Source organism: Hymenobacter convexus (assembly GCF_030580955.1).
Classification (GTDB): domain Bacteria; phylum Bacteroidota; class Bacteroidia; order Cytophagales; family Hymenobacteraceae; genus Hymenobacter.
On the sequence record NZ_JAUQON010000001.1, the window covers coordinates 14,487 to 29,485 of the forward strand.

Sequence of the window (14,999 nt, forward strand, 5' to 3'; positions counted from 1 at the left end):
TCGCCTTCGCCAGTAACCGCTTATTAATCACCATCCCACACCTCCCCATTTCACCACTGAATTTCCCACCCGACTTATGAAAAACGTTTTATTCATTGTTTTGCTGCTGGTGCTGAGTGCCTTGGGCCAGCGGGCGGCGGCGCAGAACCGCACGGTGCAGGGCACCGTGCGCGACGCGCAAGGGCCCGTGCCCGGCGTGGCCGTGTACGAGAAGGACCTGACCTCGAACGGCACCACCACCGACCCCGAAGGCCGGTATAGCCTGGCCATTAAGGGCAAGAGCGGCATCCTGATTTTCCGCTCCGTGAACTACAAGCTGAGCGAGGTGCAAGTGGGCACCCGCACCAGCGTGGACGTGAAGCTGGAATCGGCCGACCAGAGCCTCGACGAGGTGACGGTGGTGGGCTTCGGCGAGCAGAAGAAGATTACCCAGACCGGCTCGGTGAGCCAGGTGAGCGGCAAGGAAATCCGGGAAAACCCCTCGGCCAGCTTGCAGAACACGCTGGTTGGCCGCCTGCCGGGCTTCTTTTCGCAGCAGCCCTCGGGCCGGCCGGGCGCCGACGGCGCCGCCTTCTTCATTCGCGGCATCAGTTCCTACAACGGCAACAACCAGCCGCTCATCATCGTGGACGATGTGCAGTACAGCTACGACCAGTTTCAGCGCCTCGACCCCAACGAGATTGAAAGCCTGTCGATTCTGAAAGACGCCGCCACCACCGCCATCTACGGCGTGCGCGGGGCCAACGGCGTGGTGGTGGTGACTACCCGCCGCGGCAAAGACGGACCGCCCCAGATTTCGGCCCGCGTGGAGTTTGGCCTGACGCAGCCCACCAAATTCACCAACTACCTCGACGCCGCCGAGTCGGCCCGCCTCTACAACCAGGCCCAGATTAACGACAACGAGTTCAACCCGGTGCCCGGCTTCAAGCCGCGCTTTTCCGACGACGACCTGCAGAAGTTCCGCGACGGCTCGGACCCCTACGGCCACCCCAACGTGAACTGGCGCAAGGTGCTCTTCAAGGACTGGAGCCAGCAGTACCGCGCCAACGTGGACATGAGCGGCGGCTCGCAGCGGGTGAAGTACTTCGTGTCGGTGGGCTACCTCTACCAGAACGGCCTGCTGAACGACTTCGGCAGCTCGGCCGGCGTGAACAGCAACTACTTCCACCAGCGCTACAACTACCGCTCGAACCTCGACATCAACATCACCAAGGGCCTCGACGCCCGCATCGACCTGTATGGCAACTTCGGCCAGGTGAACATTCCGCGGGTGAACACGCCCTTCAGCTCGGCCTTCAACGCCAACGACGACGTGTTTTACGACTACAGCAGCTTCCCCACGCTGGCGCCGTTTGCCTACCCCATCTACAACCCCGACGGCTCGTACGGCTACAGCAAATGGTCGCGCGACGTGAACTCGGGCTACAACGTGAACAACATCGTGGGCCGTCTCACCAACAACGGCTACCGCCGCAACAACGAGAACAACATCAACGGCGTGTTCTCGCTGAAGCAGGACCTGGGCGTGTTTGCCGACGGGCTGAAGGGCCTGAACGTGACCGGCCGCCTGGCCTACACCAGCAACTACGGCTACTACCGCCAGATGACGCGTACCGACTTCCCGTCGTTCATCTACACGCCCGCCACGGCCACCACGCCCGAGAGCTACGAGGCGCGCGACCCCAACCTCTACCGCACCCGGCCCTTCGCGCTGGGCTACTCGGGCGGCAGCACCTCGCGCGTGGTGAACCTGCAAGCCATCGTGAACTACGACCGCACCTTCGGCAAGCACCACGTGTACGGCCTGGCGCTCTACAACCGCAACGCCAACACGGCCGCCAACGGCGACTACACCTACAACTTCATTCCGGCCAACTTCCTGGGCTACTCGGGCCGCCTGGGCTACGACTACGACAACCGCTACCTGATTCAGTTCAACGCCGGCTACAATGGCTCCGACCGTTTCAGCGCCGACAACCGCTACGGCTTGTTCCCGGCCGTGTCGGCGGGCTGGAACGTGGCCGAGGAGTCGTTCTTCCGCGCCGCCGTGCCGGCCGTGACATACCTGAAGCTGCGCGGCAGTTACGGCCTGGTGGGCAACGACGCGCTGGGCAACCAGTTCACCTACTACTACCAGCAGAACTACGGCAGCGGCAGCGGCTACGACTTCGGCCTGAACAGCACGGGCGCGCCCGGCATTCAGGAAGGCCGCCTGGCCAACAACGACGTGACCTGGGAAAAGGAGAAGAAGCTCGACGTGGCTGTGGAGTTCCGTTTGTTCAAAGACCAGCTCTTCGGCAGCGCCGACTTCTTCAACAACGACCGGTACGACATCCTGACCACCCGCGGCACGGTGTCGAGCATCTTCGGCCAGTCCTTGCCCCCGGTGAACCTGGGCCGCGTGAACAACCGCGGCTACGAGCTGGAGCTGGGCTACCAGAGCCCGATTTCGAAGGACTTCTCGTGGTCGATTAAGGGCAACTACTCGTTTGCCAAAAACAAGATTCTGTTTCAGGACGAGCCCGTGCCACAGTACGAGTACCAGCGCTTCACCGGCAACAGCATCGGCCAGCAGCGGGTGTACGTCTTCCAGGGCTTCTACAGCGCCGCCGACATTGCCAGCCGCGACGTGGCCAAGCCCGCCTCGGGCGCCCGCCCCGGCGACCTGAAGTACGAGGACCTGAACGGCGACGGCGTCATCAACGACTTCGACCGCAAGGTGACCGGCCTGCCCAACCTGCCCAACACCACCTACGGCGTGAACCTGGGCGCCCGCTACAAGGGCCTGAGCGTGAGCGTGCTGTTTCAGGGCGCGAGCAACTTCAACGTGTCGGGTGCCGCCGAGGCCATCAAGGCCTTCACCGCCAACCTGAGCGCCGTGCACCAGAATGCCTGGACGCCCGAGCTGGGCGACAACGCCCAGTACCCGCGCCTGACGCTGCTCCCCAGCATCAGCGACCCGAGCTCCAACCAGTCGACCTTCTGGCAGATTTCGGGCAACTACGTGCGCCTCAAAACCGCCCAAATCAACTACGACCTGCCCACCAGCTTCATGCGCTACCTGGGCATTCCCTCGGCCCGCATCTACGCCAACGGCACCAACCTGCTCACCTGGTCGGCCGTGGATAAGCTCTACGACTTCGACCCCGAGGTGACGCTCAACACCTCGCGCCCGCTATACCCGCCGCAGCGCCTCATCAACTTCGGCATGAGCGTCACTTTTTAATGATTAACGGTTGAATGGCTTAACGGCTAGATGGTTGAATTGTCGCTTGACTGATTTTGCCAACCTTGAAGCCCATCCATTCAACAGTTCAACAGTTTAGCCATCTCATCAGATGAAAAAGTTACTTGGATTGCTGCTGGCCGGGGCTGCCCTGACGACGGCCTGCAAAAAAGACGACTTCCTGGAGCCGCGCACCAGCGCCCTCACCGAAGACACGGTGTTTTCCGACAGCCTGCGCACGTTCTCCTTCCTCAACCGCGTGTATGCCGACATGGGTTTCAGCTTCTCGAAAGGGCGCTGGGACTCGCACGGCAACACCGAGGAAGCCACCGACGACGCCGAGTACCGCTACTCGGGCGCCACGCAGAAGGCCGTGGTGCTCTACAGCGGCACCCTCACGCCGCTCAACTTCCCTTTCCCGGAGTTTTATGATTTGCCCTGGGCCAACATCCGCCGCTGCAACCTGCTGCTGAGTAAGCTGCCCACCACGCCGCTGGCCCAGTCGACTAAAAACCGCCTGGCCCTGGAGGCGCGCTTCCTGCGGGCCTACTATTACGAGCAGCTGCTGGTGGTCTTCGGCGGCATGCCGCTGATTGGCGACAAGGTCTACGGCATCGAGGACGTCATCAACCAGCCCCGCGACTCCTACGCCGACTGCATTGCCTACCTCAGCAGCGAGCTCGACGCCTGCGCCGCCGGCCTGCCCAGCCGCGCCGCCCAGAGCGGCCCCGACTACGGCCGCATCACCAGCGGTGCCGCCCTGGGCCTCAAAAGCCGCCTGCTGCTGGAAGCCGCCAGCCCGCTCTTCAACGGCGGCGCCGAAACCCAGGACCCCACCCTGGCCGCCATCGTGAGCTACCCCAGCTACAGCGTGAGCCGCTGGCAGGCCGCCGCCGACGCGGCCCAGGCCGTGATTGCCTCGAACCAGTACGCGCTGGTGGAAGACAACACCACCGCGCCCGGCAACGGCTTCTACGCGTTGTTTTTGCAGCGCGTGAACACCGAGTACATCCTGCCCTTCAACCGCGGCGGCAACCGCGACATGGAAGGCTTCTACTTTCCGCCCACCCGCGGCGGGGCCTGGAACGCCATGCCTACCCAGAACATCGTGGACGCCTTCCCGATGAAGAGCGGCAAGGCCATCACCGACCCCACCTCGGGCTACTCGGCCACCAACCCCTACGTGAACCGCGACCCGCGCTTCTACAACACCATCATCTACAACCAGTCGCTGCTGTTCCTGAACGGGGCCATGGCGCCGGTGAACACCTACGAAGGCGCCGCCTCCGACGGCTTCGACCAGACCACGTCGGTGACCGGCTACTACGGCCGCAAGATGTGCGACGCCACGTCCTCGGCCAACACCCAGCGCGCCTGGCCGCTGCTGCGCTACGCCGAAATCCTGCTCAACTACGCCGAGGCTATCAACGAAACCGGCCAGGCCAACCTGGCCGTGCCCAAGCTGATTGACCTGCGCCGCCGCGCCGGCATCGACGCGGGCGTGGACGGCCGCTACGGCATTCCCACCGGCTTGAGCCAGGCCCAGATGCGCGCCTTCATCCAGAACGAGCGTCGCATCGAGCTGGCCTTCGAGGACCACCGCTGGCACGACATCCGCCGCTGGAAAATTGCGATGGTGACCAACAACGCCTACAACAGCCGCATGCGCATCGTGCGCAGCGGCACCTCGCCCAACTTCACCTACACCTACAACGTGGTGTCGAGCATTCGCCGCCACAACTTCCGCCCCGAGATGTACCTGCTGCCCATTCCGGACGGTGAAATCCGCAAGGTGCCCCTCATGCGCCAGAACCCGGGCTGGTAGGGGAGTGCCTCGTTCTGACGGGGCGCCTCACCTCCTGACCCCCTCTCCCCAGAGAGAGGGGGCACCGGAAATGCTCCAAGCGAATTCTTCAGGCTCCCCCTCTCCCTGAGGAGAGGGGGCCGGGGGGTGAGGCGCCCCGTCAGAACGAAGCATTGTAGCCCCCGTGCTCCGCCCGACAAAACAACCTGTTGATTATCCGATTTATGTCCGCTGCCCATATCCCTTTCCACCGCTCCTTGCGCCGCTTGCTGCCCCTGCTGCTGGCCGGCGGCCTGGCGCTACCCGCTGCGCAGGCCGCGCCGCCCGCGCACACCTTCGCGCTGGGCACCGAGCAGTTTTTGCTTGATGGCAAGCCGTTTCAGATGATTTCGGGCGAGCTGCACTACCCGCGCATTCCGCGCGAGGCCTGGCGCCAGCGCCTGAAAATGGCCAAGGCCATGGGCCTGAATACGGTGGGCACCTACGTGTTCTGGAACGCCCACGAGCCCCAGCCGGGCCAGTACGATTTCAGTGGGAACAACGACGTGGCCACTTTCGTGAAAATGGCCCAGGAGGAAGGCCTGTGGGTGGTGCTGCGCCCCAGCCCCTACGTGTGCGCCGAGTGGGAATTCGGCGGCTATCCCTACTGGCTGCAGAACATTCCGGGCCTGAAAGTGCGCAGCCAGGAGCCGCAGTACGTGGCCGCCTACCGCCGCTACCTGCAGGCCGTGGCCAAGCAGCTGGCTCCGCTGCAGGTAAACCACGGCGGCCCCATTCTGATGGTGCAGGTGGAAAATGAATACGGCTCCTACGGCTCCGACAAAGCCTATCTGGCCTCGAATAAGCAGTTGTTTGAAGAAGTGGGCTTCGACGGCCTGCTCTACACCTGCGACCCCGTGCGCGACGTCGCCAAAGGCCACCTCGACGGCCTGCTGCCCGCCGTGAACGGCACCGACAAGCCCAGCCAGATTCGCAAGCTGGTGCAAGCCAACCACGGCGGCAAAGGCCCCTACTACGTGGCCGAGTGGTACCCCGCGTGGTTCGACTGGTGGGGCACCAAGCACCACACCGTGCCGGCCAGCAAGTACACGCCGGGCCTCGATTCGGTGCTGCGCGCGGGCATGAGCATCAACATGTACATGTTCCACGGCGGCACTACCCGCGGCTTCATGAACGGCGCCAACTACAAGGGCGACTCCTCGCACTACGAGCCCCAAATCAGCAGCTACGACTACGACGCGCCCCTCGACGAGGCCGGCAACGCCACGCCCAAGTTTCTGGCCTTTCGCGAGGTGATTGCCAAATACCGGCCCGCCAACCAGCCGCTGCCCGCCGTGCCCGCTGCCAAGCCCAGCGGCGCCCTGCCCACGCTCACGCTGAGCGCCAGCGCCGGCCTGCTCGACCGCCTGCCCGCGCCGGTGGCCAGTGCCACCCCGCTCACCTTCGAGGCGCTGAAGCAAGCCTACGGCTTCGTGCTCTACCGCGCCACGGTGCCGGGCGGCGGTGTCAAAAAGCTAAAAATTAGCGACCTGCGCGACTATGCCGTCATTATGGTGAACGGCAAGCGGGTGGGCACACTCGACCGCCGCCTGCGCCAGGATGTGCTGGACGTGGCTTTGCCCGCGGGCCAGGTGCAGCTCGATATTCTGGTGGAAAACCTGGGGCGCGTCAACTTCGGCGAATACCTGCTCCAAAACACCAAGGGCATCACCAAAAGCGTGAGCCTGGGCGGCCAGGAAGTGAAAAGCTGGAAAATGTTCGGTCTGCCTTTCGACCAGGTGCCGGCAACGGCCAAGGCCACTGTTAAAACCGCCGGGCCCACTGCCGGGCCAGCCGTCCGTGCCACCGCTTTCACCGTGGGCCAGCCCATCGATACCTACCTCGACATGCGCCAGTGGGGCAAGGGCGTGGTGTGGGTGAACGGCCACAACCTGGGCCGCTACTGGGCCATCGGCCCGCAGCAAACCCTGTACGTGCCCGCCGAATGGCTGAAAAAAGGCTCGAACAACATCACCGTGCTGGAACTGCTCAAGCCTGAGCAAACCAAGCTGCCCTTCCTCGACCACGCCATCCTGAACGACCTGCAGCCGGGCGTGGCCGCGGCCAACGACTGATTTCCGCTCATGAAAAAGACTTTCCTGACCGTGGCCCTGCTGGCGGCGGCCGCTGCGGCCCAGGCGCAAAAGCGCACGGCCTTCGAACCCGGCCAAACCTGGCCCGACAACAAAGGCACGCACCTCAACGCCCACGGCGGCGGCGTGCTCTACGATAAGGGCCGCTACTACCTCTTCGGCGAGCATAAAATTGCGGGCGGCAAGGGCAACAGCGCCCAGGTGGGCGTGCACTGCTACTCCTCCCAGGACCTCTACAACTGGCAGGACGAAGGCATTGCCCTGCAAGTGGCGCCCGCCGGCTCGGGCTCCGAAATCGAGCAGGGCAGCATCATCGAGCGCCCCAAAGTCGTGTTCAATAAAAAGACCGGCAAGTACGTGATGTGGTTTCACCTGGAGCTGAAGGGCCAGGGCTACGCGGCTGCCCGCACCGCTGTGGCGGTAAGCGACCGGGCAACCGGCCCGTATGCCTACGTAAAGTCGTTCCGGCCCGGCGCGGGGCAGTGGCCGCTGGGTTTTCAGGAAGCCTGGAAGCAGCCCGTGCCCGGCGAGAAGGACCTGAAATGGTGGACGCCCGACTGGACCAAAGCCGTGGCCGAGGGCCTGTTTATCCGGCGCGATTTTGCGCCCGGCCAGATGGCCCGCGACATGACCGTGTTTGTGGACGACGACGGCAAGGCCTACAACATCCACTCCTCCGAAGACAACCTGACTCTGCACGTAGCCGAGCTAACGCCCGACTACCAAGGCTTCACCGGGCGCTGGAACACCATTGCGCCGGCCGGGCACAACGAGGCGCCGGCCCTCTGCAAGCGCAACGGCAAGTACTACCTCATCACCTCGGGCTGCACCGGCTGGGACCCCAACGCGGCGCGTTCCTTCGTGGCCTCGTCCATCTGGGGGCCGTGGAAGCAGCTCGACAACCCCGCTACCGGCCCGCAGGCCAACATCACCTACAACTCGCAGAGCACCTACATCCTGCCCGTGGCCGGCCGAAAGGACGCCTTCATCTTCCTGGCCGACCGCTGGACGCCGAAGAACCCCATCGACGGCGGCTACATCTGGCTGCCGCTTAGCTTCGAGGGCGACCAGCCCCGCCTGCAGTGGGCCGACCGCTGGGACCTGGGCGTGTTCGATGCGGCCAGGGCGAAGGCAGTGGCTAATTGAACCAGTACCCCGAAACTCCGCTTCGGCCCGCGTCCGCATCGTTCAACGAGCCGAAGCTGGAGCTTCGGGGTACTGGTTCAACCTTCAACAAATGCACCGCTCCGGTCAGGCCACCCGGGCTTCGCGCCCGGTACAGTGAGTGAGCCGGCGCCGCCCCACGCGGGCGGTTTGGCCCGAAAGGAGGTGGGACTCTTTGCGGCCACTGGCCGGAGCCGTGCATTTGTAATGCTATAGCAGCGGGAGTGCCCTGCTTTGTCCGATGGATTGGGGCACTGGCGTGCCCGGTGTCATTTTTTCAATATCACTGGTTTGATGAATCATTTGCGCGCAAAACTGGCGACGCTGCTGCTGGGCGTTGCCGGCGCTTGTCCGGCTGGTGCTCAGTCATATACCTGGACCAGCAGCACCGAAGGCCACGAGTGGACGCAAGTCCGAACGAGCCTACAAAAAACGGCGCCGACAGCGCCCCTGCTGACGGTGAAGGGCGGCGAGAAAATCGTCGCCTTCAAGGCCTGGGGCACCTGCTTTAATGAACTGGGCTGGGACGCCCTGCAACTGCTACCCAAGCCGGAGCAGGAGGCCCTGCTGAGCAAGCTCTTCGCCCCGGCCGGGGAGCTGCGCTTTTCCCGCGGCCGCTTCGCCATGAACGCCAACGACTACGCCCGCGCCTGGTACAGCTGCGACGAGGTGGACGGTGACTTCGACTTGAAGCATTTCAACATCGACCACGACCAGTCCACGCTGATTCCTTACCTCAAAGCCGCCCAGCGCCACAACTCGGCCCTGACGTTCTGGATTTCGCCCTGGTCGCCGCCCGCGTGGATGAAAATCAACCACAGCTACGCCGTGCGTAGCGACGCGAAGTACAACCAGCTGGCGCCCGCTTCGGACGTGGCGCTTTATGAAAACGGCGCTGAAAAAGACAAGGGCGTTTTCCCGGAGCGGCTGGCTGCCAACGACTACCTGATTCAGGACCCGCGCTACCTGCGCGCCTATGCTAATTATTTCTGCCAGTTCATCTCGGCTTACAAAGAGCAGGGCATTCCCATCACCACGGCCATGTTTCAGAACGAGGCGTGGAGCTACACCATCTACCCCGGTTGCGCCTGGACGGCGCCGGGCATCGTCCGCTTCAACACCGAGTACCTGGCCCCGGCCCTCCGGGCCCAGCACCCGGCGGTGGATTTGTACCTGGGCACCATCAACACCAACCGCTACGAAACCATCGACCAAGTGCTGGCCGACCCGCGCATGGCGCAGACTATTAAAGGGGTGGGCTTGCAGTGGGAGGGCGGGCAGTTGCTGGCCCGGCTGCGGGCCAAGTACCCGCAGTACCGCTACATGCAGTCGGAAAGCGAATGCGGCTGGGGCGCGTTCGACTGGAAGGCGGCCGAGCACACCTTTGGCCTAATGACGCACTACCTCGGCAACGGCTGCGACGAATACACCTTCTGGAACGCCGTGCTGGCCGACGGCGGCGTCAGCCCCTGGGGCTGGAAGCAGAACGCCCTGATTCGGGTCGACTCCAAAACCCGCACCGCCACCTACACCCCCGAGTACTACGCCGCGCGGCACTTTAGTCACTTCATCGGGGCGGGCACCACCATCGTGGCCTTCCGCGAGGGCACCGCCGACCAGCTGCCGGTACTGGTGGCCGCCACCGCGCCGGGCCGGTACGTGGTGGTGGCGGGCAACTTCGGCGCGACGTCCAAAACCGTGGCCGTGCGGCTGGGTGAGCGGTACCTAAGTGCGACGCTGCCCGCGCACTCCTTCAACACCTTTCAGGCGAAGTAAGAAGCAGCGATGCCGTGAAAACAGGGGCGCTTATTGCCGAAAATGGCCCCGCCAGCCCCTTCCCGGCGGGGTACCTTTGAAACAACTTCTCTGCTCTGATTACGTGCGCTTTTCCTCGCCTTTCCCACCCGCTCGTTCTTTTTTAGTTGCCGCACTGGCCGGGCTGGCGGTTGGGTCGGCCCATGCCCAGCCCGCCGCGCCGGCTGCCTTCGATACCCATGTGGCCCCGGCCGCTACCAAGCTGCCGCTGTTCGAAATCAAGCAGCCGGACAAGCAGCTCAGCCCCTTCACCGGCATGACGCGCCGGCACTGGCAGGACGCCGCCCGCTACCTGCTCACGGGCGCCTTCAGCTACGTGCGGACGCTGGACGACCCAATGCAATTCCCCAAGCAGCCGGGCAAAAGCTACCCGCGCAACGCCGGCCAGGTGCCCACCGAAAAGCTCGAAGGCCTGTGCCGCACGCTGTTCATGGCCGCGCCGCTGCTTAAGGAAGACTCCGGCCTGACGCTGAACGGCGTGAAGGTGGGCGACTACTACCGCCACCAGCTGGCCCAGCTGGTGAACCCGGCCAGCCCGTCGTTTATCCCGCATCGGGCCAAGGACGGCGGCCCCAGCCAGATTCTGGTGGAGTTTGGCGGGCTGAGCGTGGCCCTGTTTGCGGCGCCCGAAATCCTGTGGGACCCGCTACCCGCGGCCACCAAAGAAGCCCTGGCCGCCACCATGCTCAGTTACGGCGACGGCCCCACCGTGCCCCAGAACTGGCGCTACTTCAACATTTTCATCCTGAGCTTTTACCAGAGCCGGGGCTACGCCGTCAACTCAACGTTGATGGAAGAATACCTGCAAAAGCAGCTTACTCACTACAAGGGCGAGGGCTGGTACGACGACGCGCCGACCTTCGACTACTACAGCATGTGGGCCTTCCAGATGTACGGCCGGCTGTGGAGCGAGTACTACGGGCGCCAGCACTACCCGGCGGTGGCGGCGCAACTGGCCGCCAATTTCGCCCCGCTCAAAAACAATTACCCCCACCAGTTCGGGCGCGACGGCAGCATGGTCATGTGGGGCCGCAGCATCAGCTACCGCTTTGCGGCGGCGGTGCCCTTCCCGCTGATGGGCCTGCAGCCCGAGCCCGGCACCAACTTCGGCTGGATGCGGCGCATTGCCTCGGGCTCGCTGCTGCAATTTTTGCAGAACCCCGATTTTTTGCAGGACAACATCCCCACGCTGGGCTTCTATGGGCCGTTCGAGCCGGCCGTGCAGGCCTACAGCTGCCGGGGCAGCGTGTTCTGGCTGAGCAAGGCCTTTCTGGGCTTGCTGGTGCCGGCCAGCAGCCCATTCTGGACGGCCACCGAGAACGAAGGGTCCTGGGCCAGCGAGATGAAGCCGGGCACAGTTTTCAACAAGTTCGAGCCCGGCCCCAACTTCCTCGTGACCGACTACCCCAACAGCGGCGCGGCTGAAATCCGCGACGCCCCGCGCCAGCCGGCTAGCGACGCCAACCGCGGCAACGAGAACTACAACCGCCTGAGCTACAACAGCGCCTTTCCCTGGCAGGCCGACGGCCCCAATGGCGAAGTGGCCATGAGCTACGTGGCCCGCGCCCCGGGCGGCCAGTGGGAGGCCCTGCGCCTCTACACCTTTCGCCGGTTCGAAAACGGGGTATACTACCGCGACGCCGAACTGGAAAAGAACAAGGCCGTGAAGCTGCAGCTAGCCGAAATGCCCCTGTCCGACGGCATCCTGCGCGTCGACCGCTGCCAAGCCACCGAAGCCACACCGCTGCGCCTGGGCCACTACGCCCTGCCCAACCTCACCGGCAAAATCAAGCGCAGCACCCGCCGCCTGCACGGCCGCGAGGTGCAAATCATCGACAACGGCACCTGGCAGCTGGCGCTGGTGGCGCTCAGCGGCTGGGACCACCTCGAAGCCGTGGACGCCACCGGCCTGAACCCCGTGCGTCCCGCCAGCACCGTCCTCAACGCCGTGGCCACCGCCCCGGCCCACGCACCGCAGCTTTTCGCCACCCTGATGCTCTGGAAGCAGTCGGGCCGGAAATGGACCGATGCCGAGCTGGGCCCCGTGCAGCAGGTGGCGGCCGATGCTGCGGGCGGCGCCAAAGTAGAATTCGCCGACGGCAGCACCCGAACTATCACCTTCAATTCGACTTCTAATTCAACCAAATAACGAACGTACGGCTTCCTTTTCAGCGTGATGCAGGCGAATCGGCCTGCTGAGTGAGACCACGCGGCGGCGCACCCAGGCCGCCGTTGGCCGCGAGGAGGTGGGACTTTAAACGGCCACTGAAGTGGGGCCGTGCGTTCGTAAGGTTTTCAGCCATTTTCAACAGTGCGCAGCATCCCGTTTTCCGTTTTTCTGTTGCTGCTGGGCACTTGGCTGAGCGGCCCCGCCCGGGCCCAACGCTGGCCTGCTGACACCTTGCACGCGCCCGCCGCTGCGCTGCCGGGCCTGTATGCCGACCCCCACCTGGCCGCTTTCGGCAGTACTTACTACCTCTATCCCACCACCGACGGCATTGCCGGCTGGGGTGCCACGAGCTTCACCTGCTGGTCGTCGAAAGACTTGGTGAAGTGGACGAACGAGGGCGTCATCCTCGATTTGCCGCGCGACCTGACCTGGGCCGCCAGGAACGCCTGGGCCCCCGCCATTGCCACCAAAGGCGGCAAATACTACTTCTATTACTCGGCCGCCCAAAGCATCGGTGTGGCCGTGGCCGACCGGCCCACCGGCCCGTTCAAAGACCCGCTGGGCAAGCCGCTGGTGGCCAAAAGCCAGTTTCGGGGCCAGATGATTGACCCCATGGTGCTGGTCGACGACGACGGCAGCGCCTACCTCTACTGGGGACAGGGCCAGTGCCACGCGGTGAAGCTGAACCCCGACATGGTGTCCTTCGACCCCGCCGCCGTCATCGAGTTCAAGCCGCCGGGCTACAACGAAGGCTCGTTCGTCTTCAAGCGCCAGGGCAAGTACTACCTTATGTGGAGCGAGTACGACACCCGCGACCCGCGCTACTCAGTGGCCTACGCCACGGCCGCCTCGCCGCTGGGCCCCTTCACCAAAGCCACTAAAAACCCGGTGCTGAAAGGCCGGGGCGTGGTGAAAGGCGCCGGCCACCACTCGGTGTTGCAGGTGCCCGGCACCGACCAATGGGTGGTGGCCTTCCACCGCTTCCACATCCCCGATGGCAACGGCTACAACCGCGAAACCTGCCTCGCGCCCCTGCGCTTCGATGCGCAGGGCAACATCCTGCCGGTCGATGTTTTCGAGCCGGTGAAGCCAACAAAAATCAAAGCCGCCGGCAAACGCCGGTAGCCCGTGCATGTTCCCTGTTCGCCCCCTCGTCCTCGCGTTTGCCCTGGTGGCTCCGCTGCTGGTTTCGGCCCAAGCCGGGCTTACCACCGTGCGCATTGACGACACCAAGCCCCAGCAGACCATTGCCCACTTTGGTGCTTCCGATGCCTGGGCCTGCCAGTTTGTAGGCATCTGGCCGGCGGCTAAAAAAGAGGCCATTGCCGACCTGCTGTTCAGCACCGCCACCGGGCCGGGCGGGCAGCCCAAGGGCATCGGGCTGTCGTTGTGGCGCGTGAACCTGGGAGCGGGCAGTGCCCAGCAGGGCGAGCAAAGCGGCATCAAGGACGAATGGCGGCGGGCCGAGTCGTTTCTGAACGCCGATGGCAGCTATGATTGGTCGCGTCAGGCAGGGCAGCAATGGTTTATGCAGGCGGCCCGGCGGCGCGGCGTGCATCAATTTCTGGGCTTTCTGAACAGCCCGCCCGTGGCCTTCACCACCAACCACAAAGCCTTCGCCACCAATAACCAGCCCAACCTGGACCCCGCCCGCAATGACGATTACGCCACCTACCTCGCCACCGTGCTACAAGGCCTACGCCGAAAAACCGGCATTACGTTCGACTACCTCAGCCCCGTGAACGAGCCGCAGTGGGACTGGAGCGACGGCGGGCAGGAGGGCAGCCCCTTCCGCAACGAGCAGGTGGCCGGCATCGCCAAGGCCCTGAGCCGCCAGCTGGTGGCCCAAAAATTGACCACCCAAATTGTAGTGCCCGAAGCCGGCAAGCTCGACTATCTGTTCGCGGTGGCCGACAAGCCGGACCGCGGCAACCAACTGGCCACTTTCTGGGGCGACAGCACGGCCGCTACCTACCTCGGTGCTACGCCCCGCGTGGCCCGCATCGGCGCCGGGCACGGCTATTTTACCACCTCGCCCTATGCGCAGGAAGTGAAGACCCGCCAGCAGCTGGCGGCCAAAGTGCAGGCCCTGCCCGGGCTGGCCTATTGGCAATCAGAATACTGCATCCTCGGCGATAACGGCGGCGAAATCAATGGCAACCCCCGCGACCTGGGCATCGCGCCGGCGCTGTATGTGGCCCGGGCCATCCACACCGACCTGGCCGTGGCCAACGCCACTTCCTGGCAGTGGTGGCTGGCCGTGTCGCCCTACAACTACAAGGACGGCCTCGTGTACATCGACAAAAACAAAACCGACGGCAACTACTACCCCAGCAAAATGCTGTGGGCCCTGGGCAACTACAGCCGCTTCCTGCGGCCGGGCACCGTGCGTTTTTCGACTAGCCTCGATGCACCGGCCGCAGGGAAATTATTGGTGTCGGCTTACCAGGACGCTAAAGGCAAGCAATTGATAACCATTGTGGTGAACGATGCTGACGCGCCTGCTGAACTACGTCTTCAACTGGCGCGGCGGCGCCTTGGCGCGGGCCGTAGCTACGTCACGTCTGCCACGGCCGACTTGCAGCCCGGCCCTGCCGTGGCGGCTGGGCAGGCCTTGCACATCGCGCCGCGCTCCATCACCACGTTGGTGAGTGAATTGCGGTAGCTTTGGCTGCGACGATAGGCTGA

Annotated in this window: 8 protein-coding genes; all 8 read left to right on the top strand. The window is 64.2% G+C overall.

Going from position 1 to position 14,999, the window contains the following annotated elements:
• Positions 1–76: 76 nt before the first annotated feature.
• Positions 77–3,226, top strand: coding sequence for a SusC/RagA family TonB-linked outer membrane protein (locus Q4S41_RS00045; RefSeq protein WP_305029093.1), 3,150 nt, complete (start codon positions 77–79; stop codon positions 3,224–3,226).
• Positions 3,227–3,338: 112 nt separating this feature from the next.
• Entirely contained in the window at positions 3,339–5,051 is a 1,713-nt protein-coding gene (locus tag Q4S41_RS00050; RefSeq protein WP_305029094.1) for a RagB/SusD family nutrient uptake outer membrane protein, read from the top strand.
• 203 nt (positions 5,052–5,254) lie between these two features.
• Entirely contained in the window at positions 5,255–7,144 is a 1,890-nt protein-coding gene (locus Q4S41_RS00055) for a glycoside hydrolase family 35 protein (protein ID WP_305029095.1), read from the top strand.
• Positions 7,145–7,153: 9 nt separating this feature from the next.
• Positions 7,154–8,308: a glycoside hydrolase family 43 protein gene (locus Q4S41_RS00060; protein ID WP_305029096.1), complete on the top strand. Its 1,155-nt coding sequence runs from the start codon at positions 7,154–7,156 to the stop codon at positions 8,306–8,308.
• 312 nt (positions 8,309–8,620) lie between these two features.
• On the top strand, positions 8,621–10,102 hold the full coding sequence (locus Q4S41_RS00065; protein WP_305029097.1) for a glycoside hydrolase family 30 protein: 1,482 nt from the start codon (positions 8,621–8,623) through the stop codon (positions 10,100–10,102).
• A 76-nt stretch (positions 10,103–10,178) separates the two neighbouring features.
• Entirely contained in the window at positions 10,179–12,290 is a 2,112-nt protein-coding gene (locus Q4S41_RS00070; protein ID WP_305029098.1) for a DUF2264 domain-containing protein, read from the top strand.
• Between the two features lie 162 nt (positions 12,291–12,452).
• Positions 12,453–13,436 (top strand): family 43 glycosylhydrolase, encoded by a 984-nt coding sequence (locus Q4S41_RS00075; protein ID WP_305029099.1) that lies wholly within the window; start codon positions 12,453–12,455, stop codon positions 13,434–13,436.
• A gap of 7 nt (positions 13,437–13,443) precedes the next feature.
• A complete protein-coding gene (locus Q4S41_RS00080; RefSeq protein ID WP_305029100.1) occupies positions 13,444–14,976 on the top strand; it encodes a glycoside hydrolase in 1,533 nt (510 codons plus the stop codon).
• The last annotated feature ends 23 nt before the right edge of the window (positions 14,977–14,999 follow it).